Here is a 21,053-nt window from a genome sequence, read left to right on the forward strand (position 1 = left end):
TGTGTCCCCGATCTCTTGCGGCGGTCAGTTTGTCTGTGGCGTAGCCCGGTGCCGATGGTACCGATGTTAGCAATCAAAAGTTCGTAAAATGCTTGTTCGCGGTCACGTGAAATGGTTCGACACCACAAAAGGCTACGGCTTCGTTGTGGCTGACGACGGCGCGGGTGACATTCTTCTTCACGGGAACGTGCTGAGGGTGTTCGGATTTACTTCGGTGGCCGAGGGCGCCGAGATCGTGCTGCAAGTCCAGGTCACGGATCGCGGCCGGCAGGCGATCGAGGTTGTCGATATTGTCCCGGTCGCGCATCCGGCGGGCGAATCACTCGTGGTGCCGCCGCCGCCCGAAGGCGTGGCGGCCGGACCATTGAACCCGGCGCGGGTGAAATGGTTCGATCGGGTCAAGGGCTTCGGCTTCGTGAATATCTATGGCCGGACCGAGGACGTCTTCCTGCACATGGAGACGTTGCGCCAGTACGGCTATGGCGAAGTCGTCGCCGGGGACGTGCTCGCGGTGCGTGTCACCGCCGGACCTCGCGGGCCGATGGTCTACGAAGTGCGTAGCTGGGACTACGTGGCACGGCAACGGCTGGCCGACAATGCGGTGTCCTGAACTCTGGGCGCTGCTCCTCGCGGCGTCGCTGGCGCCGACCCTGGCCCGGGCCGAGACTTGCGCGGCCGGCGTGGTCGATTTGCGCGACGCCGACACCACCGCGCGCTTCCGGGTCGAGGTGATGGACACCGAGCCGGAGCGGGAGAAGGGGCTGATGTTCCGTGAGTCGCTGCCGAAATACGGCGGTATGCTCTTCGTCTATGAGGCGCCGCAGCCGGTGGCCTTCTGGATGGAAAACACGCTGATCCCGCTCGACATGCTGTTCTTCGATCAGGCGGGACGGCTCACCCGCGTGCATGAGAATGCTAGGCCGCGCGACCGGACGCCGATTCCGGGCGGCGACGATATCCGCTATGTGCTGGAAGTGAACGCGGGCACGGTGAAGGCCCTCGGGATCGAGCTCGGCGCCGAGTTGCGGCATCCCGCGCTCGATCAGGCCGCCGCCGCCTGGCCCTGCGCCAAGTAGCGAATTCCCTTCCCTTGGAGTTGGGCAGCGGCTAGAGCATGCGCCGTCGGGGCGTGGCGCAGCCTGGTAGCGCGACGGTTTTGGGTACCGTAGGTCGTAGGTTCGAATCCTATCGCCCCGACCATTTCCCGCCGCTTCCAGCGGACGACGCGTCCGACCAGTCCGGATGTCCGATCAGTCCGCCACTTGCGACAGAAGCTCCAGCGCGGCGGCGTGGACGCGGGCGTCGCCGGCGGCGAGGACGCGGCCGCCGAGATGGGCGGGCCGGCCACGCCAGTCGGTGACGAGGCCGCCGGCGGCTTCGATCACGCCTTGCGGCCCCTGGATGTCATAGGCCTTGAGCCCCGCCTCGATCACAAGATCCACCTGGCCGAGCGCGATCAGCGCATAGCCGTAGCAATCGGTGCCGTAGCGGGTGAGTTGGACGCGGTCGCGGACCGCCTCGAAGCCCGCGCGCTCCGCCGCGGTGCCGACCTCGGGGAAGGTGGAATAGAGCACCGCGTCGGCCAGGCCGGCGCAGGCGCGGACGCGGAGCGGTCGCTCCTCGCCGGCGCGGATCATGGTCGCGCGGCCGAGGCCGCCCATGAAACGCTCGCCCACATAGGGTTGGTCGATCAGGCCGAGCACCGGACCAAGGCCGGCATCGACCGCGATCAGCGTCCCCCAGGTGGTCGCGCCGCTGATGAAGGCGCGGGTGCCGTCGATCGGATCGAGCACCCAGGTCAAGCCGGATGTTCCCGGAGTCGGGCCGAACTCCTCGCCGAGGACGCCGTCCGCCGGACGGTTGAACCGGAGATAGGTCCGCATCGCCGCCTCGGCGTCGCGGTCGGCCTGGGTCACGGGATCAAAGCCCAGCGCGGCCTTGTTGGCCGCGCGCAGGCCTGGCGTTCGGAAAAGCGGCAGCGAGCGCGCGGCGGCCACGTCGGCCAGCGCCTCGGCTGTCAGCCACAAGGCCTCCACTGCTTCCGGAGAAAGCTGCATGCTCGACTCCGCCGGCTGACAACTCTGTCCCGGCGGTGTCGATCATCCCGCCGGGCCCGTCAAGCCCCGGCGTAAGACATCGAGATCAGGCGACCTCGCTGAGGACGCGGGCGAGGTCGAACAGGCGACGCCGCTGCGCTTCGGGGATCGAATAGTAGGACCGCACGAGTTCCAGTGCTTCCTTGTCGGCGAGCAGGTCGCCGCGCTGGATGTCGCCCTGAACCATCGGCGCCTCGGCGGCGGTCTCGTCCGCGCCGAACCCTTCGAAGAAGAAGCTGATCGAAACGTCGAGCGCCTGGGCGATGTCCCAGAGACGCGACGCGCTGATCCGGTTCATCCCGGTCTCGTACTTCTGGATCTGCTGGAACTTGATGCCGACGATATCGCCAAGTTGCTGCTGCGTCATGCCAACCATCCACCGGCGATGCCGAACGCGCCGACCGACATGAACGTCCACGGGATGCTTCATCTTACTCATCTCTCCCAGCTTACAGTGTTGCTAGAACAACTAAAGCACGAACCGTGCCAACTCTTCTAACGCAGGATGTGCGCGCCGGAAACACTCAATCAGGGGTATTTTTCGCCGAGCGACGCGGATCCTGCCACAATCAGAGGGAGAATGAGAGGGCGATTGCGAAAGCGCGAATACAACCTATCAGTGATTTGCAAAGGAATTCGCAAAATGCGAATTCCTTGCTTTGTCTCAGGAGGCGGCCTGACGCGACTGGCGCTTGCGCTCATGCGGGTCGAGATGGCGCTTGCGCAGCCGAATGTTGCGAGGGGTCACCTCCACCAGTTCGTCGTCCTCGATATAGGCGATCGCCTGTTCCAGCGTCATGCGCACCGGCGTGGTAAGGCGCACCGCCTCGTCCGTGCCGGAGGCCCGGACGTTGGTGAGCTTCTTGCCCTTGAGCGGATTTACCTCGAGGTCGTTGTCACGGCTGTGCTCGCCGAGGATCATGCCGCCATAAACCTGCTCGCCCGCGCCGATGAAGAACTTGCCGCGGTCCTCGAGATTGAAGATCGCATAGGCGACCGAAACGCCATCCTCCATCGAGATCAGAACGCCGGTCCGCCGGCCCGGGATCGGACCGCGGTAGGGCGTCCAGTCGTGGAAGACGCGGTTGAGGACGCCGGTGCCGCGCGTGTCGGTCAGGAACTCGCCATGGTAGCCGATCAGGCCGCGGCTCGGCACATGGGCGACGATCCGCGTCTTGCCGCCGGCGCCAGTGCGCATCTCGGCGAGCTCGCCCTTCCGCTGGTTGAGCTTGTCGACCACGACGCCGGAGAATTCCTCGTCGACGTCGATCGTCACCTCCTCGAGCGGCTCCAGCCGCTGGCCGCTCTCCTCGCGGAACAGCACGCGGGGGCGGGAGATCGAAAGCTCGAAGCCTTCGCGGCGCATGTTCTCGATCAGGACGCCCATCTGCAGCTCGCCCCGGCCGGAGACCTCGAAGGCTTCGCCGCCCGGGGTGTCGGCGACCTTGATCGCAACGTTGGTCTCGGCCTCGCGCAGCAGCCGCTCGCGGATCACCCGGCTCTGCACCTTGTCGCCGTCGCGGCCAGCGAGGGGCGAGTCGTTGATGCCGAAGGTGACGCTGATCGTCGGCGGGTCGATCGGTTGGGCCGGGATCGCTTCGGTGACGGAGAGATCCGCGATCGTGTCGGCCACCGTCGCCTTGGACATCCCTGCGAGGCTGACGATGTCGCCGGCCTCGGCCTCGTCGATCGTCTGACGCGAGAGGCCGCGGAAGGCGAGTACCTTCGAGACGCGGAATCGCTCGATTTCCTTGCCATCGCGGCTGAGCGCCCTGACCATCTGGCCGGTCTTGACGGCGCCGCTCTCGATCCGGCCGGTCAGCAGGCGTCCGAGAAACGGGTCCGCGGCCAGCGTGGTGGCGAGCATCGAGAAGGGTTCGCCGGCGCGGGCGAGCTGCGCCGGCGCGGGCACATGGTCGAGCACAAGCTGGTAGAGCGCGGTCAGGTCCTTGCGCGGGCCGTCGAGCTCCGCGTCCGCCCAGCCGGCGCGACCCGAGGCATAGAGCACCGGGAAGTCGAGCTGCTCCTCATTGGCATCGAGCGTAACGAAGAGGTCGAATACCTCGTTCAGAGCCCGGTCGGGTTCGGCGTCGGGCTTGTCGACCTTGTTCAGGACGACGATCGGCCGGAGGCCGAGGCGGAGCGCCTTGGTCAGCACGAATTTCGTCTGCGGCATTGGCCCTTCGGCCGCGTCGACCAGCAGCACGACGCTGTCCACCATCGAGAGGATGCGCTCGACCTCGCCGCCGAAATCGGCGTGGCCGGGCGTGTCGACGATATTGATCCGATGTCCCTGCCACTCGACCGAGGTCGCCTTGGCGAGGATGGTAATGCCACGCTCGCGTTCGAGATCGTTCGAATCCATCGCGCGCTCGACTGTCGCCTGATTGTCGCGGAACGTCCCGGACTGCTTGAGCAACTGGTCGACCAGCGTGGTCTTGCCATGGTCCACATGGGCGATGATGGCGATATTTCTCAGATCCATGGCGCGGGTTCCTCGGCGGGCCGTCCCGCTCTCGGCGGTGCCCTTACGGCGCGGCGCGGCGAAAGGCAACGCCGAATGGACTCGCGCCCCGGCGGGCTGAAATTGAGCGCACGCCTGACACGTTGAACAGTATAGATCATTCGGAACGTGTCGGCGCGCGGTGTGGGGACAGAGTTCCCGCGCCGATCAGACCCAGCCGTTCTTGCGGAACCGCCAGTACATCACGCAACAGATGAAGAGCATCGCCAGCATGATCGTGAAGAAGGAGTACTGGTCCGTGAGCCAGGGCATGTACTCGAAATTCATTCCATAGATGCCGGCCACCGCCGTGGGCACCGCGAGCATGGCGGCCCAGGACGCGAGCTTCTTGGCCACCATGGTCTCCTGGCTCTGGCCCATGAGCAGGCTGGCCTCGAAGGCGAAGGCCAGCACCTCGCGCAGATTGTCGATCCGCTCCTGAATGGTGCGGATGTTGTCGGTCACATCGCGAAAATGCGCGTGCATGGCCGGGCGGATCAGCGGCAGTTCGGTACTGGTCAGCCGGCGGCAGACATCGACCAGCGGCCCCGCCGCGTTGCGCAGCCGCAAGAGGTCGCGGCGCAGGATATAGAGCCGCTCGATGTCACCCGGCGCCATGGGCTTGACCAGCACACTGTCCTCGATGGACTCGACTTCCTCCTCGATGGCTTCGAGCACGGGCATGTAGTTGTCCACGATGAAGTCGAGGATCGCATAGAGGATGAAGTCCTCGCCCTTGGCCAGCGCGGCCGGGCAGGATTCCCAGTGCTTGCGAACCGGCGTGTAGGAGGTCGAGGCGCCGTGGCGCACGCTGACGATATAGCCCTTGCCCAGAAACAGATGGGTCTCGCCGAACCGCACGCGCATCTCGTCCAGTTGCGCGGTCCGCGCGACGATGAAGAGGGCTTCGCCGTACTGCTCGACCTTCGGGCGCTGATGCGGATGCTCCGCGTCCTCGATGGCGAGGTCATGCAGGTGGAATTCGCGCTGAACGCGCAGCAGGAGTTCGCGGCTCGGCTCCAGCAGCCCGATCCAGACGACATGCCCCTCGCGGTCGGCCCAGGCGCTGGCGCCCTCGATGGCTATGTCGTGGAGGCGCCTGCCCTCGCGGTAGACCCCGGCGGCGACGATGCCGGTCGTGTCGGCGACCGGCTCGATGAAATCCCTCGGCTGTTCCATTGCGTCTCCGGCGGAAATGTAAGATCCGATTGGATAGTAGCGCGTCGGGAATGCCGGGAAAACGCATTCCGCAAGGGAAAGCGGCGCCCTCGCGCACTGGTGAGGCCGGAGGCCGCTGACAGGCGGCGCGACCCTTGGCATAGTCCCGCCAGACGCCACCGAGACGGGGAGAGACGAATGCGCGCCATGCGGGCCTATGCGCTGGGCGAGCCCCTGACCCTGTCGGACGTTCCGGAGCCGACGCCCGGGCCGGGGGAGGCGCTTCTGCGCGTGCATGCCTGCGGCGTCAATTTCGCCGATACGCTGATGGTCGCGGGCAAGTATCAGGAAAAGCCGCCGGTGCCGCTGACCCCCGGCATGGAGATCTGCGGCACCGTCGCCGCTCTCGGGCCGGGGGCGGACGGGGTGGCGGTCGGCCAGCGGGTGGCGAGCTTCGTCGGACACGGCGGCTTCGCCGAGTTTCTCGCGGTGCCGGCCGCGCGCTGCGTGCCGGTGCCCGCGGCGATGCCGGACGAGCATGTCGCCGGGTTTCTCGTCGCCTACGGCACCAGCCACGTCGCGCTCGCCCATCGCGCGCATCTGCGGCCGGGCGAGCGGCTGGTGGTGCTCGGCGCCTCGGGCGGGGTCGGACTGACGGCGGTCGAGCTCGGCAAGCTCATGGGCGCGACGGTGATCGCGGTCGCGCGCGGGGCCGAGAAGCTCGCCGTCGCCCGCGAGGCGGGCGCCGATCATGTGATCGATGCCGACGAGGACATCCGCGCCGGCGTCAAGGCGTTGGGCGGGGCGGACGTGCTCTATGATCCGGTTGGCGGCGATCAGTTCGACGCGGCGTTCCGCGCCTGCAACCGCGAGGCGCGGATCCTGCCGCTCGGCTTCGCCAGCGGCGCGGTGCCGGCGATCCCGGCGAATATCGTGATGGTGAAGGACATGACGGTGCTCGGCCTCTATTGGGGCGGCTATGTCTCGCGCCATCCCAAGCTGCTGGCCGACAGCCTCGGCGCGTTGTTCGCATGGTACGCGCGCGGGCGACTGCGGCCGCGCGTGAGCCATGTCCTGCCGCTCGAGGAGGCGAACGCCGCGCTCGACCTGCTGCGAACCCGCGCGGCGACCGGCAAGGTCGTGGTGCGGATCGCCTGATACCAACGGCCCATCTCGTCGACTTTCCGACCAAGCGCGTCGAAGGCACGCGAGGCGCAGGCCCGACAAAGCCGAGGCACCGCTTCGGCCGGGCCGATCGCTGGAGGGCCGGAGGCCCGGAGGCGATAGACGCGACCCAGGCGCGAAAGGATCCGCCGGACCGACCCATCCGGGTTTTCGAACGGGCTCTCGAACCTTGCTACTCCGCCGCGACGCGCAGGGCGCAGGCGTAGGCCTGGCGCATCAGCGGGGCGAGGCGGTGGGCGAGGGCGGCGCGGGGACCTTCGCCGACGTACATGTTGATGAGATAGTCCGGCAGCGGCGGCAGCGCGCCGCCATGGCGGATTTCCTCGCAACGGGCGGGGATCGAGCCTTCCAGCTGCACGAAGATCGCCAGGTCGGCGATGACACTGACCTCGACCGCCGAGCAGGACATCGAATCGACCGACATCGCCCAGGGCAGGCCGGCCTTTTCCAGCGCGTCGATCGCCGGCCGGCGGAAGACGCAGCGCGAGGTGGAGCCGAAGCGGATCGGCCGCGCCTTCCAGGCCTGGCCCCCCTCGGCGCCGACCCAGACCAGCGGCTCGCGCGCCAGCATCTCGCCGCCCTGCTCGACCTCCGCCTCGGTGGTGAGGATGAGGTCGATCTCGGAACGGGCGAAGCGGGCCTTGAGATGCGTGGTCAGATCGGACTGCAGCATCACCCGAACCCGGGGATATTCCTGCGCGAACCGCTGCAGGACGCGGGGGATGTGCGGATACATGATGTCGTGCGGGACGCCGATGGTCAGCTCGCCCTCGAAGGCCTGATTGGTCATCAGCCCCCAGGCCTGATCGTTGAGATCGAGCATCCGGCGGGCAAAGCCGAGCAGTTGCTCACCCTGCGCGGTCAAGGAGATGGCGCGGGCCGACCGGTCGAGCAGCGGCTGGCCGAGCGACTCCTCCAGCCGCTTCAGCTGCATCGAGACCGCGGACTGAGTGAGGTTCAGCTGCGCCGCCGCGCGGGTGACGCCGCCTGTGTCCGAGACGGCGACGAAGGAACGCAACGCAGTCAGGTCGAGATTGCGGGCCATATCAAATCCTGTGATGAGCGCGCCAACGTTTATTCGTTATCTTAATGCGCCCGACTCGGGTATTAAATCAAGCACGGTGATGATGTCGCCGTCAAACAAAACCAAACGTGATGGAGAACGACGATGATCGCCCGTTGGACTGAGCAGCGCCTTGCCCGGATCTACTGGCCGCGCCTGTCGGTGCGCGGCATCCTCGACAAGCTGGCGGCGGCCGACGCCGCCTACCGCCGGCGGCTGGCGCTCGAGGCGCTCGACGACCGCATGCTGCGCGACATGGGGATGACCCGCGCCGATGTGGCCCGGGAGCTGCGCACTCCGGTGCGCTGGTAGATGCGAGATCGGATTCGGACCGATTGGGATACCGCTCACGGCTTGACCCGGCGCCACCCGGTTCAGGCCGTGCCAGCTTGGAGGCCCCACCGGCCTGGACCCGATCAGCCCGCTTTCTTCCGGACCTCGGCCAGCAGGTCCAGGACGGCCGGGCCGATACCCTCGACGATGGCATCGACGCCCGCGGCGTTCGGATGCAGCCCGTCGCCCTGCATCAGCCGCATCACCTCGAACATGCTCCGGCCCTTGCCCATGCCGGCGAGGAAGGAACGGTAGAGGATCGCTCCGTGCTCCTCGGCGAGGTCGGGATAGATCGCCTTGAACGCCACCCGATACGCTTCGCCATAGTTCGGCGGCACCGGCACCCCGGTCAGCAGCACCGGCAGGTCGCGCTTGCCGATCGCATTCAGGATCCCGTCGAGATTGGTCCGCGCGGCGGCGGGGTCGAGCCCGCGCAACAGATCGTTCGCGCCCAGTTCGAGGATCACCGCGTCGGGATCGTCGCCGAGCGCCCAGTCGATACGGGCGAGCCCGCCGGCGGTGGTGTCGCCCGAAACGCCGGCGTTGATCACCGTGACATCCGGTGCCCCATGCGCCGCGAGCCAGGCTTGAAGCCGGGGCACGAACCCCTGCTCGGTCGGCAGGCCGTAGCCCGCGGTCAGCGAATCGCCGAAGGCGAGGATCTTCACCTCGGCCAGCGCCGGGGTCGCAAGGAGCGTGAGCGCGACGATGGCGAGGTTGCGCAGGGGGCGCGTCGCCCCATATGCGAAAACGGTCATCCTGGCTCGCAAGGTTCGTCTCATGTCGTCTCCGGTCATCGTGCTCCAGGATGTATCTCTTACCCTCACGGGCAACGCCGGGCCGGTCAACATTCTGCGCGGCATCGGCCTCGAGGCGCGGGCGGGCGAGACGCTGGGCCTCGTCGGACCCTCTGGCTCGGGAAAGTCTTCGCTTCTGATGCTGATGGGCGGGCTCGAAACTGCGACTGGCGGCCGGATCGAGGTGCTGGGCGAGAACCTCACGGCGATGGGCGAGGACCGCCTCGCGCGGTTCCGGCGCGAGAACATGGGCGTGGTCTTCCAGTCCTTCCACCTCATTCCGACCATGACGGCGGTCGAAAATGTCGCCACGCCGCTGGAGCTGGCCGGCGACCGCGACGCCTTCGCGCGGGCGGCCGAGGCACTGGAGGCGGTCGGGCTCGGCCCGCGGCGGGATCACTATCCCGCGCAGCTCTCGGGCGGTGAGCAGCAGCGCGTGGCATTGGCCCGCGCCACGGTGACGCGGCCGCGCATCCTGCTCGCCGACGAGCCGACCGGAAATCTCGACGGTGCGACCGGCGAGGCGATCATCCGCCTGCTCTTCGACCTGCGCGACCGGCATGGCGCGACGCTGATCCTCGTCACCCACGCGCCTGAACTGGCCGCGCGTTGCGACCGGGTGCTGCGGCTGCGCGACGGGGCGCTCGATCCGCTGGCCGAGGCCGCCGAGTGAAAGGTCCCACGATGATCCTGACCGCCGCGCGCCTGGCGCTGCGCGAGCTTCGGGGTGGGCTCGCGGGCTTCTATGTGCTGCTCGCCTGCCTGGCACTGGGGGTGGCGGCGATCGCGGCGGTCGGCATGGTGCGCTTCGCCATCGAGGGCGGTCTCCGGCGCGAGGCGGCGGTGATCCTCGGCGGCGACGCCGAGATGGAATTCACCTACCGCTTCGCCAGCGACGCCGAACGCGCCTGGATGGCCGAACACGCGCTGGCCAGCTCGGAGATCGTGGATTTTCGCTCGATGGTCACCACCGACGCCGCCGAGCCGGAGCGGGCACTGGTGCAGGTGAAGGCGGTGGACGGCGCCTATCCGCTCTATGGCGAGGTCAAGCTGGAGGATGGCGGGGCGCTGGCCGAGGCGCTGGCGATGAAGGACGGGCTGCCCGGGCTGGTGGCGCAGGGGATCCTTCTCGACCGGCTCGGGGTCTCGCCGGGCGATGCGCTGCGGCTCGGCACCCAGCGTTTCCGGGTCGCGGGCCGGCTGGCGGTGGAGCCCGACGGCGCCTCGGCCGGCTTCGGGCTTGGACCTCGGGTGATCGTGAAACAGACCGACCTCGCGGCGAGCGGCCTTCTGTCCGAGGGCTCACTCTTCAATTCGGCCTATCGGCTGCGGCTGCCGCCCGGGACGGACCTGCCGGCGCTGCGGACCGAGGCGATGGAGAAATTCGCCGACAGCGGCCTGCAATGGCGGGACCGGAGGAACGGAGCGCCGGGGATCGACCGGTTCGTCGGGCGGCTCGGCTCGTTCCTCGTGCTGATCGGCCTCGCCGGGCTCGCGGTCGGCGGGGTCGGCGTGGCGGCGGCGGTGCGCGCGCATCTCAACGCCAAGACCGAGACGATCGCCACGTTGAAGACGCTCGGCGCCTCGGGCAACATGATCTTCGCTATCTATCTGATCCAGATCGGCCTCGTCTCGGCGCTGGGTGTCGCCCTCGGCCTCGTCGTCGGCGCCGCCGCGCCCCTCCTGGCCGCGCCGCTGATCGAGGCGCGGCTGCCGGTGCCGGCCGCCTTCGGGCTCTATGAGCGGCCGCTAGCCGAGGCGGCGCTTTATGGCGGGCTGACGGCGCTGATCTTCACGCTCTGGCCGCTGGCCCGCGCGCGGGACATTCGCGCGGCGGAGCTGTTTCGCGACCTCGCCGCGACGCGTCGCCGCTGGCCCCGGCCGGTGTTTCTCGGCTTGATCGGCCTTCTCGTCGCGGCGCTGGTCGGGATCGCGACGCGGCTGTCGGGCGCGACGAAGCTCGCGCTCGGCGCCTCGGCCGGGGTGATCGGCGCGCTCTTTCTTTTGTTTCTCGCCGCGCTCGGGCTCTCGGCGCTGTGCCGGCGGTTGGCGCGGGGCGGTTTGCCGCGCGGCCGGCCGGCGCTGCGCTGGGCGCTCGGCGCGCTTGGCGGGCCGTCGGGCGAGACGGCCTCGGTCGTCATGTCGCTCGGCCTCGGGCTCGCGGTGCTGGCGGCGATCGGCCAGATCGACACCAACCTGCGCGACCTCGTCACCGCCGAGCTGCCGGAGCGGGCGCCGGCCTATTTCTTCGTCGATATCCAGAACGATCAGCTGCCGGGCTTTCTCGACATGGCCAAGGCCCAAGGCGGCGTGACCGATGTCGAGACCGCGCCGATGCTCCGCGGCGTCATCACCCGGATCAACGACCGCCCCGCGCGCGAGGTGGCGGGCGGGCATTGGGCGCTGAGCGGCGACCGGGGCGTGTCCTACGCCGCGACACCGCCCCGGGGGACGCGGATCACCGAGGGCGCTTGGTGGCCGGAGGACTACGACGGCCCGCCGCTGATGAGCTTCGCGGCGGAGGAGGGGCGGGAGCTCGGCCTGAAGCTCGGCGACCGGATCACCATCAATATCCTCGGCCGCGACCTGACCGCGACCATCGCCAGCTTTCGCGAGGTCGAGTTCAGGAACATGGGCATCAATTTCCTGATGATCGTGAACCCGGGCGCGCTGGCCGGGGCGCCGCATACCCATATCGCGACGGTCCATGCCGAGCCGGCCGCCGAGGCGCCGCTGCTGCGCGCGCTGGCGAGCGCCGATCCGAACATCACCGCGATCGGGGTGCGCGCGGCGATCGAGCAGGTGGCGGATGCGCTGCGCGGGGTCTCGGCTGCCACCCGCTGGGGCGCTTCGGCGACACTGCTGACCGGGCTTGTCGTGCTGATCGGCGCGGCGGCGGCGGGCGAACGGCAGCGGGTCTACGAGGCGGCGGTCCTGAAGACGCTTGGCGCCAGCCGGGCGCGGATCCTCGCGAGCTTCGCCCTGCGCTCGGCGCTGATCGGCGCGGCGGCGGGGGTGGTCGCCATCGTCGCGGGCGGGATCGCCGGCTGGTGGGTGACGACCGAGATCATGGAGGCGAGCTACCGTTTCGCCGCCGGCTCGGCGCTCGGCATCGTCGCGGGCGGCGCGCTGGCGAGCCTTCTGGCCGGCCTCGCCTTCGCGCTCCGCCCCCTCGCCACGCGCCCGGCGCAGGTCTTGCGCGCGCGGGAGTAGGGGGCTCAGCCGGCGGCGCGGGAGTCCTTGTCGCCCTCGGCCGGCATCTCGGGCCGGGCGGCGGGGCGGCCGAAGAGATAGCCCTGGAAGCAGTCGACGCCGCGCGCGCGCAGCCAGTCGGCATCGGCCGGCGCCTCGACCCGCTCGGCCACCGTCACCATCTCGAAATGCCGCGCGGCGGTCATCAGGCATTCGACCAGCACCTGCGAGTCGGGTGAACGCTGCACGCCCTGGGTGAAGGCGCCGTCGATCTTGACCAAGTCGAAGCGGAAATCGCGGAAATGCCGGAAGCCGGTGGCGCCGGCGCCGAAATCGTCGAGCGCGAAGGCGCAGCCGGTCCGGCGGACATGGTTCATGAAATCGATGGTCTGGTCGGCATGGCCGATCGCCGCGTCCTCGGTGATCTCGATGATCAGCCGGCCGAGCACGCCGCTGCCGCCCCGCGCGGCGGCGGCGAGCAGCGCCAGCCATTCCTCGTCGCCCATCGACAGCGGCGAGATATTGACCGAGAGCCGCAGCCCGGGATCGCGCGCCAGCTCGCGCAGCGCGGTGGCGAGCGCCAGCCGGTCGATGGCGCGGCCGATCTCGCCATCCGCGACCATCGGCAGGAACGACCCGGCGGCGAGCAACTGGCCGTTCGGCATCCGGACGCGGGCAAGCATCTCGTAGAAGGCGGGAAAGCGCGTATTCGCGGCGCGCACCACCGGCTGATAATGGAAGGCGACCCGCCCCTGCACGAGCGCCTGCGCGACATTGAACCGCACCCGCGCCCGCGCCTCCAGGCGCCCGGCGCCGTCCCCGATGGAGCTCAGCATATTCGGGAACTGGATCAGCTTTTCCATCGGCGGGCTCCTCGCGGGGTTTCGGGCGTGGGGTCGATGCCGTTTACCTAACGCGATGTTCTTTAAATGTTCGTAAAGCGCCTAAAACTGTTCGAAGATTGTTCCAATCGGGGAGAGCGCGGGTGCCGTGGTGGGATTCGGCGCTATCGGGCAGGAGCAAACATTGGACCGTACCTGATTCTTGCACTGCGCAAGCTATTGATAGTGCAGGGTCAGAGAAGGGACGCCTAAGTCCTGAGTTCTGCACGTGCACAGCTTTCCTTTATGCGGCCTTCTTCCATGTTGAAAAGAATCGCCAAAGGAGGATAAACTGGAATATCTTGCGTTCGGCGTCGTCGCCTGAAGGAGCGAGATTCGTAGTGGCCAAGGTCGCCTTGCAAGCGAGTGTCAAACCACAACACAATTGAACAGAATCTGGGGGCATTTTTTTGGAAGCTTATTTAATGCTTTTATTGTATCAATTAAAAGAAGACGAATCTACTTACCTGTCACGTCAAATACTGTTAAGTCAAGCAGCCGTTTGTTATTGGGGAGGAGGCGCGTACTCAGTGGGATCAGAGATATGCATAAACAATAATGCGCAAAAGATGGTTTGCCTTGGGGATGGAACATGGCTCACGCTTAATAATTACGAAGGCCCAGATGGGTTCGAATGTCGCTAGAAAGCAATAACTGCTCTGCAGATAATATCGGGCGGAGATTCGGGGATGGTTAGGGGGATGGTTAGAAAGAGTGGATTGATCGGAGTTGCATCAGCAGTATGTTTCTGTACATTCTTCCCAATAGCTGCCACAGCTGAATTTGCCGCAAATTGGGTTGTTTGCGATATAACAAATTTTCAGATTGGCAATGGCGTACCTGAAGCATTGCCGGAGTTTGAGAGGCTGGAGTTTGTTTACGGCATAGGCGATCCAGGTAATATTTACGATGGTAGCCTCGCTATTATAAGCCAAGAAGCGTCCGTATCTCCGAGTGATGTTGTTATCATGACAAATAGAATTAGTTGGAATCAGAGTCTGTTTGTTCGTAATCTTAACAATTACTATAATGTGAATGTTGTATATTCGCCACCGAGGCTGTCATTTATTGTACCTGTATCGGCCGGCATATGGCACATGTATCTTGGTACCTGCAATGAAACTCAGTATTAAACCATTATTAAAATAGATTGTGGTGCCCTATTTTAGAATGAAACGGGCATTCGACCGCCACCCCGACTCTCCCGTCAATTCGCGGCGCGCTTCGGCGCTGACGACTCGACCTCGGTGAGGAAGCCGTCGATGCGCGTCCAGAGCTCGGTCTGGACGGTCGGGCTCTCCATGAAAAGCTCGTGGCGGGCGCCGGCGAGGGTGGTGAAGGCGCCGTCGGCCATGGCCGCGACCTGACGGCGGATCACGCTGGTCGAGACCACCGTTTCCTCCGAGCCGACCAGGGCGAGGACCGGCAGGCGCGGGACCGGTGCGATATAGAGCCGGGCCATTTCTTCCAGCGCCGCGCGGGTCCATTGCATGCTCGGGCCGCCGAGCGACAGGTCGGGATGGGCGGTGATCTGGCGGACGCTCCGGGCGAACTGCTCGGGGTCGGAGGTGAGGGCATTGCCCTCGAACCCGTTGACCAGCGGCGTCGGGCGCGCGCTCGCCCCCGGCATCAGCCGCGCGCCGAGGCCCATCATCAGGGCGAATTTCGTGGCGCGCGCGGTGATCTCCCGCGTCGCCATCCGCATCCGCAGGTGCCACATCGGCGCGGAGAAGATCGCGGATGCGAAATCCGCCCGCTCCAGCATCGACCGCAGGCCGACGCAGCCGCCCATCGAATGACAGACGAGGTGGAACGGCCGGGGCAGGGTGGCGACCGCCTCCCAGCCGAGCAGGGCGGCGACGTCGCGCTGATAGTCGCGGAAATCCTCGACATGGCCGAGCATCGGATTGGCGGCGAGCCGGTCGGACAGGCCCTGTCCGCGCCAGTCGACCACCGCGACCGAGAGGCCGCGTTCGACCAGCCGGCCGATCACCTGGCCGTATTTCTCGATATATTCCGTGCGGCCGGGAAAGAGGATCGCCGTCCCCCGCGCGCCGCCCGCCCAGGTGGCGGCGCGGAGCCGTACACCGTCGGGCGCCGTCAGCCAGGCCACGCAAGCGCCGTCCGGCGCGTCCGCGACCTCGGCGAAGAACGGCGCCGGTTCCGTCATGCCAGCAGGCTGCCCAGCTTCATCGCCAGCGCCATGTCACCCTCGATGCGCAGCCGGCCGGTTATGAAGGCGGTCGTCGGGTTCACCTCGCCCTCCAGCATGCCCCGGAACGTCTCGGCGTCGGCGGTCAGCACGCAATCAGCCTCGCCATCGTCGGACGTGACCCCGGATTCGTCGATGCGGATCGCGCCCTCGCCCGCGATCACCATCTTCGCCGAGCCGTCGAGGCAGGCGCCGTTCAACTTCTCGGTCAAGGCCTTGACGGCGGCCGCCACCACGTCGCTCATGGATGTCTCCGGGAAACGGGCGCTTCGCCCTCGATTTTCTGGCTGGAAGTGATATCTAAGCCGCATGGGCGACGGAAGAAAGCAACATTCGGCTGGTATCGCGCTCGTGATGCTCGGCCTCGGACTGGCGGCGCCCGCCGGCGCGCAGGGCCTCGAAACCCTCGGGACGCTGCCCGGCGCGCTGCTCGGCGAGGAGACGGCGCCCGCGCCGAGCGACGCCGAGAAGCTCGACACCCTGCTCTCCGAGCTGGCCGACCCCGATCGCGAGGACTGGGAACGTGTCGAGGGCGAGATCAACCGTATCTGGTCGCGCTCTGGTTCCGATTCGATGGACCTGCTGCTCCGCCGCGGCAACGAGGCGCTCCAGGCCGAGGACTATCCGCTGGCGGTCGAGCATCTCTCGGCCCTCGTCGATCATGCGCCCGACTTCGCCGAAGGCTGGAACGCGCGCGCCACCGGCTATTTCCTGATGGACGAATATTCCCTGGCGATCGCCGATGTCGAGCATGTGCTGGCGCTGAACCCCCGGCATTTCGGCGCGCTGGCCGGCCTCGGCTTCATGCTCGATGAACTGAACCAGCCGGAACTGGCGCTGAAGGCGCTGACCGCGGCGCAGAAGATCAATCCCCATCGCCCGAACATCAACGAGTCCGTCAAGCGGCTGGAGCGGGCGACCGGGGCGGCGGAACTCTGAGCGCCGAGACCTGACGATGTCGTTCGACGCTCAGCCGCGGGTGACGGCCGTTTTGGGGCCGACCAACACCGGCAAGACGCACTATGCGATCGAGCGGATGCTCTCTTTCCGCACCGGCGTGATCGGCCTGCCGCTCAGGCTGCTGGCGCGCGAGGTCTATGACCGGATCGTCAGCCTGCGCGGCCCCTCGGTCGTCGCGCTCGTTACCGGCGAGGAGCGGATCGTGCCGACGCGGGCCGCCTACTGGGTCTGCACCGTCGAGGCGATGCCGGTCGATATCGGCGCGGACTTCCTGGCGGTGGACGAGATCCAGCTCTGCGGCGACCCCGATCGCGGCCATGTCTTCACCGATCGCCTGCTGAACGCGCGCGGCCGCTACGAGACGCTGCTGCTCGGCTCCGATACCATGCGTGGCCGGATCGCGAGCCTGATCCCCGGCGCGCAGTTCCTGCGGCGCGAGCGGTTCTCCACGCTGAAATACATCGGCCCGCGCAAGCTCAGCCGGATGCCGGCCCGCAGCGCCATCGTCGGCTTCTCGGTCGATGACGTCTATGCGATCGCCGAACTCATTCGCAGGCAGAAGGGCGGGGCGGCCGTGGTGATGGGCGCGCTGTCGCCACGCACCCGGAACGCGCAGGTGGCACTCTATCAGAACGGTGATGTCGATCATCTCGTCGCCACCGACGCGATCGGCATGGGGCTCAATCTCGACATCGGCCACGTGGCCTTCTCCGGTCTCGTCAAGTTCGACGGCCGCCGCCACCGGCATCTCGCGCCGAGCGAGCTTGCCCAGATCGCCGGCCGGGCTGGCCGCTACACCGCGGACGGCACTTTCGGCGTCACCGGCGAGTCCGGGCCGCTCGACCCGGACGTCGCCGACGCGATCGAGAACCATCGTTTCGAGCCGCTCCGCCGGCTGCAATGGCGCAACGCGCGACTGGAGTTCGGCACCATCCCCGCCCTGATCGCCAGCCTGGAGGCGCCCTCGGGCCATGCCGACCTGCAGCGCGCCCGCGAGGCGGACGACCTCGCCACGCTCCGCGCGCTGGGCGAGACGCCGGACATGCGCGACCGGGTGCGCGCCGCGCCGGACGTGCGCCTGCTCTGGGACATCTGCCAGGTGCCGGATTTCCGCAAGGTCTCGCCCGCCGAGCATGCGAGCCTCTGCGCCCGGCTCTACGGCTTTCTGCAGGACAAGGGCGGCATTCCGACGGACTGGCTCGCCGCGCAGATCAAGCGGATCGACAGGAACGATGGCGATATAGATGCGTTGTCGAAGCGACTGGCCTATATCCGTACCTGGACCTATGTGGCCCAACGCTCGGCATGGGTGCATGACGCGGACCATTGGCGAGACGAGACGCGCGCGGTAGAAGATCGGCTGTCCGACGCGCTGCACGCGCGGCTGACCCAGCGCTTTGTCGATCGCCGCACCAGCGTGCTGATGCGGCGGTTGAAGGATAGGGAGGGCCTAGTGGCCACGGTGACCGAAAACGGCGAAGTCACGATCGACGATCAGTTCATCGGCAGGCTGGAGGGATTTCGGTTCCAGCTCGATCCATCCGCGGACGCGGATCAGGCGCGCACCTTGCGGGCGGCCGGCATCGCCGCGCTGGCGCCGGCGTTGTCGCTGCGGGCCGACAAATTCTACAACGCGCCCGATACCGAGATCGACGTCACCGAGCAGGGCGGCCTGATGTGGGGCGAGCACGCGGTCGGCAAGCTGGTCGCGGGCGACACCGCGCTGTCGCCCGCCGTCCAGCCCTTCGTCGACGAGGACGCCGGCCCCGATGTCGCCGAAAAGGTGCGCCGCCGGCTCGGCCACTGGATCGATCGCCGGATCGCCGCGCTGTTCCAGCCGCTGGTCGCGCTCGGCGACGACCAGACGCTGGCCGGCATGGCCCGCGGTATCGCCTTCCGTCTGGTCGAGAGCCTCGGCGTGCTGCCGCGATCCGAAATCGCCGACGACGTGAAGGCGCTCGATCAGGACCAGCGGGCCGGTTTGCGCAAACATGGTGTTCGTTTCGGCCAGTACACGGTCTTTCAGCCGCTGATGCTGAAGCCGGCGCCGACGCGGCTGCGGCTGGTTCTCTGGTCGCTGAAGGAGGGGCTCGACGTCTTTCCCGAGGCTCCGCCGCCGGGTCTCGTCACCGTGCCCGCCACGCCCGGCGCGCCGGCTGGATATTACGCCCGCGCCGGCTACCGGCTGGCCGGGGAGCGGGCGATCCGCATCGACATGCTGGAACGGTTGGCCGACATGATCCGCAATCTCGACGCCCGCGCGGGCTTCGAGGCGACGCCGGACATGCTGTCGATCACCGGGCTCGGTCCTGACCAGTTCGCAACGCTGATGCGCGGGATGGGATATCAGGCGACCGAGGAAACCCGGCCGAAGCGGCGCGCGGCGCCCGTCTCCACGCCGGTCTCCACGCCGGTCGCCGGTCAGGTCGAGGTCTCCGGGGAGACGCCGGACGAGGCCCCGCCCACGCCGGTGGAGGCTCCGCCGGAGGGGGTTCCGCCGGGCGTTCCCGATGATACGCCGACCGAGGCACCGAACGACGCGCCCGCGGAGGAACCGGATACCCCCGCCGAGGCGCCGATCGCGCCGCCGACCGAGATCCCGCTGGATCCGCCAGCGGAGATCGCCTCCGAATCGGCGATCTCGACGGACCCGGCCGAGGGGATCGCTCCCGAGGGCGAGGCCGCCGCGGCGCTCGACGCTGGTCCGGTGGAACTCGAGACCTTCTATCGCTTCGTCCGCGCCCCGCGCGTCCGCCACGACCGGCCCCGTGGCGACGGCAAGCCGCGCGAGACGGTCGGCCGGCCGGAAAAGCCGCGGCAGGCCAAGGGCAAGGGTCGTCAGAACGAGGGCCAGCCGCGGCAGGATGGACAGCGGCCGAAGGGCAACAAGGGTGGCAATGGCAAGGGCGGCGATCGTCCGCGCGAGGCACCCGCCGAGGCGCCGGCGCATCAGGCGCGCCCGCCACGTCCCGAGAAACCGATCGATCCCGACAACCCGTTCGCGGCGCTGATGGCGCTGAAGCTGCGGAGTTGACGCACGGACGATGAGCGACCCCGGATCATCGATCCGTCTCGACAAGTGGCTCTGGCAGGCGCGCTTCTGCAAGTCGCGCACCATCGCGGCCGCCCTGATCACGGATGGTGCGATTCGGGTCAATTCGGCCCGGGTGACCAAGCCCGCGACGACGATCAAGGCGGGCGACGGGCTCAGCTTCTTCCATGGCGGGCGGGTGCGGGTGATCCGCGTCCTGGCGCTCGGCGAGCGGCGCGGGCCGGCCCCGGAGGCGCGGCTGCTCTATTTCGAACTCGAGGACACCGCGGCCACCCGCGACGCCTGACCGCCACGGTGGCCGATCCCGACGGGCATCGGGGGACCGCCTCTTGATCCCGACCGGCAGCCTGTTAAATAACCATCGCGGAGTGTGACAGGCTTTGCGGAGAACCTGTAAGATCGAGGCTGTTGCGCCATGACCTATGTGGTGACCGACAACTGCATTGCCTGCAAATATACCGATTGCGTCGAGGTGTGCCCCGTGGACTGCTTCTACGAGGGCGAAAACATGCTCGTCATCCATCCGGACGAATGCATCGACTGCGGCGTCTGCGAGCCAGAATGTCCGGCCGACGCGATTCGCCCCGATACCGAGCCGAATCTCGAGAAATGGGTCGAGTTCAATCGCAAATACGCCGAGCTCTGGCCGGTGCTGGCGACGCGGCGCGATCCGCTGCCGGAAGCGGAGGAGCGCGACGGCGAGGCCGGCAAGCTCGAGAAGTACTTTTCGGAGACGGCGGGCGAGGGTGGTTGAAACCGATTCGTTCCTCCCCATCTCTGGCGTGAGCGGCCACTGAAATCGCCGCGGGAGATCGTCCGAAACGTTTTCTGGCGCCAGAAGCCGGGCGATTGTGTTCGTTTGTCTTCCATGGGCGCGGTTTTTCTGCTATGGGCTTAGGTCCAAGAAGGTCAGGGATGAAGGCCGAAAATCCAAAATTGGCCTCGAAGTAAAACTGCTTGAACGGGATACCCTCTGCGGGTTGCGAAAGCACCGGCCGGGGTTTCTTGTCGCCGCGGTAAAGTGGCCGGTCTCCGGCCTCAGTCAGTAAGGATAAGACGCGCAACATGAGCAAGACCAAGAAGGCGACGGACTTCCGTCCGAACGATTTTGTCGTTTATCCAGCCCATGGCGTTGGCCGGATCGTTTCGATCGATGAGCAGGAGGTCGCGGGTCTGCGCCTGGAAATGTTCGTTATATCCTTTGAAAAGGACAAGATGACGTTGCGCGTTCCGACCTCGAAGGCGAGTTCGGTTGGCATGCGGCCGCTCAGCTCGTCGGACATCGTCGGCAAGGCGATGGACACGCTCAAGGGCCGGGCGCGGGTGAAGCGGGCCATGTGGTCGCGCCGCGCGCAGGAATACGAGCAGAAGATCAATTCGGGTGACCTCATCTCCATTGCCGAGGTGGTGCGCGACCTGCATCGCTCCGACGACCAGCGCGAGCAGTCCTATTCGGAACGGCAGCTTTACGAGGCCGCTCTCGAGCGCCTGACCCGCGAAGTCGCGGCGGTGAACGGGATCGAGGAAGGCAAGGCTCAGGAGCATGTGGACGAGGTTCTCGGCGGTCGCGTCGCCGCCTGATTCCTTCGCTCCGGTTTCGGGGGCGCTTCCCGCGGGGAGG

Annotated in this window: 20 protein-coding genes and 1 tRNA gene; 12 read left to right on the forward strand and 9 right to left on the reverse strand. The window is 67.3% G+C overall.

Annotated features, from left to right (window positions below; all coding sequences use genetic code 11):
* Positions 1–106: 106 nt before the first annotated feature.
* From Q0480_RS03885 to Q0480_RS03895, 3 genes are all read left to right on the forward strand, one after another.
* Positions 107–610: a cold shock domain-containing protein gene (locus Q0480_RS03885; RefSeq protein ID WP_366940817.1), complete on the forward strand. Its 504-nt coding sequence runs from the start codon at positions 107–109 to the stop codon at positions 608–610.
* The gene (locus Q0480_RS03890; RefSeq protein ID WP_299130938.1) at positions 597–1,076 is read left to right on the forward strand and encodes a DUF192 domain-containing protein; all 480 of its coding nucleotides are present in this window, start codon (positions 597–599) and stop codon (positions 1,074–1,076) included. Before Q0480_RS03885 ends, Q0480_RS03890 begins: the two co-directional genes overlap by 14 nt.
* 47 nt (positions 1,077–1,123) lie before the next feature.
* Positions 1,124–1,200: transfer RNA gene (locus Q0480_RS03895), tRNA-Pro, on the forward strand.
* A 50-nt stretch (positions 1,201–1,250) separates the two neighbouring features.
* Here the strand turns inward: Q0480_RS03895 and Q0480_RS03900 are convergent.
* The 4 genes from Q0480_RS03900 to Q0480_RS03915 all read right to left on the reverse strand — a co-directional run bounded on the left by Q0480_RS03900 (position 1,251) and on the right by Q0480_RS03915 (position 5,778).
* The gene (locus tag Q0480_RS03900) at positions 1,251–2,057 is read right to left on the reverse strand and encodes an inositol monophosphatase family protein (protein WP_299130940.1); all 807 of its coding nucleotides are present in this window, start codon (positions 2,055–2,057) and stop codon (positions 1,251–1,253) included.
* 85 nt (positions 2,058–2,142) lie between these two features.
* Positions 2,143–2,526 carry a helix-turn-helix domain-containing protein gene (locus tag Q0480_RS03905; RefSeq protein WP_299130942.1) on the reverse strand — a complete coding sequence of 128 codons (384 nt, stop codon included), beginning with the start codon at positions 2,524–2,526 and terminating at the stop codon, positions 2,143–2,145.
* A 234-nt stretch (positions 2,527–2,760) separates the two neighbouring features.
* Positions 2,761–4,581, reverse strand: coding sequence for a translational GTPase TypA (gene typA / locus Q0480_RS03910; protein WP_299130944.1), 1,821 nt, complete (start codon positions 4,579–4,581; stop codon positions 2,761–2,763).
* Between the two features lie 186 nt (positions 4,582–4,767).
* Positions 4,768–5,778: a magnesium and cobalt transport protein CorA gene (locus Q0480_RS03915; RefSeq protein WP_299130946.1), complete on the reverse strand. Its 1,011-nt coding sequence runs from the start codon at positions 5,776–5,778 to the stop codon at positions 4,768–4,770.
* Between the two features lie 177 nt (positions 5,779–5,955).
* Here Q0480_RS03915 and Q0480_RS03920 point away from each other — a divergent pair, with 177 nt between their 5' ends.
* On the forward strand, positions 5,956–6,915 hold the full coding sequence (locus tag Q0480_RS03920) for an NADPH:quinone oxidoreductase family protein (protein WP_299130948.1): 960 nt from the start codon (positions 5,956–5,958) through the stop codon (positions 6,913–6,915).
* A gap of 199 nt (positions 6,916–7,114) precedes the next feature.
* Here Q0480_RS03920 and Q0480_RS03925 read toward each other — a convergent pair whose 3' ends face one another.
* A complete protein-coding gene (locus Q0480_RS03925; protein WP_299130950.1) occupies positions 7,115–7,987 on the reverse strand; it encodes a LysR family transcriptional regulator in 873 nt (290 codons plus the stop codon).
* A 123-nt stretch (positions 7,988–8,110) separates the two neighbouring features.
* On the opposite strand from Q0480_RS03925, the gene Q0480_RS03930 reads away from it, so the two are divergent.
* Positions 8,111–8,317 carry a DUF1127 domain-containing protein gene (locus Q0480_RS03930; protein ID WP_299130952.1) on the forward strand — a complete coding sequence of 69 codons (207 nt, stop codon included), beginning with the start codon at positions 8,111–8,113 and terminating at the stop codon, positions 8,315–8,317.
* Between the two features lie 104 nt (positions 8,318–8,421).
* Here Q0480_RS03930 and Q0480_RS03935 read toward each other — a convergent pair whose 3' ends face one another.
* Positions 8,422–9,096, reverse strand: coding sequence for an arylesterase (locus Q0480_RS03935; protein WP_299130954.1), 675 nt, complete (start codon positions 9,094–9,096; stop codon positions 8,422–8,424).
* 22 nt (positions 9,097–9,118) lie between these two features.
* Between Q0480_RS03935 and Q0480_RS03940 the strand changes: the two genes are divergently transcribed.
* Complete coding sequence (locus Q0480_RS03940) at positions 9,119–9,808, forward strand: ATP-binding cassette domain-containing protein (RefSeq protein WP_299130956.1); 690 nt, start codon at positions 9,119–9,121, stop codon at positions 9,806–9,808.
* Positions 9,809–9,819: 11 nt separating this feature from the next.
* Complete coding sequence (locus tag Q0480_RS03945; RefSeq protein WP_299130958.1) at positions 9,820–12,348, forward strand: FtsX-like permease family protein; 2,529 nt, start codon at positions 9,820–9,822, stop codon at positions 12,346–12,348.
* Positions 12,349–12,353: 5 nt separating this feature from the next.
* Here the strand turns inward: Q0480_RS03945 and Q0480_RS03950 are convergent, their stop codons facing one another.
* The 3 genes from Q0480_RS03950 to Q0480_RS03960 all read right to left on the reverse strand — a co-directional run bounded on the left by Q0480_RS03950 (position 12,354) and on the right by Q0480_RS03960 (position 15,665).
* Positions 12,354–13,190, reverse strand: coding sequence for an EAL domain-containing protein (locus Q0480_RS03950; protein ID WP_299130960.1), 837 nt, complete (start codon positions 13,188–13,190; stop codon positions 12,354–12,356).
* Between the two features lie 1,225 nt (positions 13,191–14,415).
* Positions 14,416–15,378, reverse strand: coding sequence for an alpha/beta hydrolase (locus Q0480_RS03955; RefSeq protein ID WP_299130963.1), 963 nt, complete (start codon positions 15,376–15,378; stop codon positions 14,416–14,418).
* Positions 15,375–15,665 carry an SCP2 sterol-binding domain-containing protein gene (locus Q0480_RS03960; protein ID WP_299130966.1) on the reverse strand — a complete coding sequence of 97 codons (291 nt, stop codon included), beginning with the start codon at positions 15,663–15,665 and terminating at the stop codon, positions 15,375–15,377. Before Q0480_RS03960 ends, Q0480_RS03955 begins: the two co-directional genes overlap by 4 nt.
* Before the next feature lie 64 nt (positions 15,666–15,729).
* Here Q0480_RS03960 and Q0480_RS03965 point away from each other — a divergent pair, with 64 nt between their 5' ends.
* The 5 genes from Q0480_RS03965 to Q0480_RS03985 all read left to right on the forward strand — a co-directional run bounded on the left by Q0480_RS03965 (position 15,730) and on the right by Q0480_RS03985 (position 21,013).
* Positions 15,730–16,359: a hypothetical protein gene (locus tag Q0480_RS03965; protein ID WP_299130968.1), complete on the forward strand. Its 630-nt coding sequence runs from the start codon at positions 15,730–15,732 to the stop codon at positions 16,357–16,359.
* Between the two features lie 16 nt (positions 16,360–16,375).
* Positions 16,376–19,414, forward strand: a complete 3,039-nt coding sequence (locus Q0480_RS03970; protein WP_299130970.1) for a helicase-related protein — start codon at positions 16,376–16,378, stop codon at positions 19,412–19,414.
* A 10-nt stretch (positions 19,415–19,424) separates the two neighbouring features.
* Complete coding sequence (locus tag Q0480_RS03975; protein WP_299130972.1) at positions 19,425–19,718, forward strand: RNA-binding S4 domain-containing protein; 294 nt, start codon at positions 19,425–19,427, stop codon at positions 19,716–19,718.
* A 129-nt stretch (positions 19,719–19,847) separates the two neighbouring features.
* A complete protein-coding gene (gene fdxA, locus Q0480_RS03980; RefSeq protein ID WP_299130975.1) occupies positions 19,848–20,186 on the forward strand; it encodes a ferredoxin FdxA in 339 nt (112 codons plus the stop codon).
* A 311-nt stretch (positions 20,187–20,497) separates the two neighbouring features.
* Positions 20,498–21,013: a CarD family transcriptional regulator gene (locus Q0480_RS03985; RefSeq protein WP_299130977.1), complete on the forward strand. Its 516-nt coding sequence runs from the start codon at positions 20,498–20,500 to the stop codon at positions 21,011–21,013.
* The last annotated feature ends 40 nt before the right edge of the window (positions 21,014–21,053 follow it).

Origin of the sequence: uncultured Amaricoccus sp. (genome assembly GCF_937891315.1) — a bacterium.
Taxonomy (GTDB): domain Bacteria; phylum Pseudomonadota; class Alphaproteobacteria; order Rhodobacterales; family Rhodobacteraceae; genus Amaricoccus.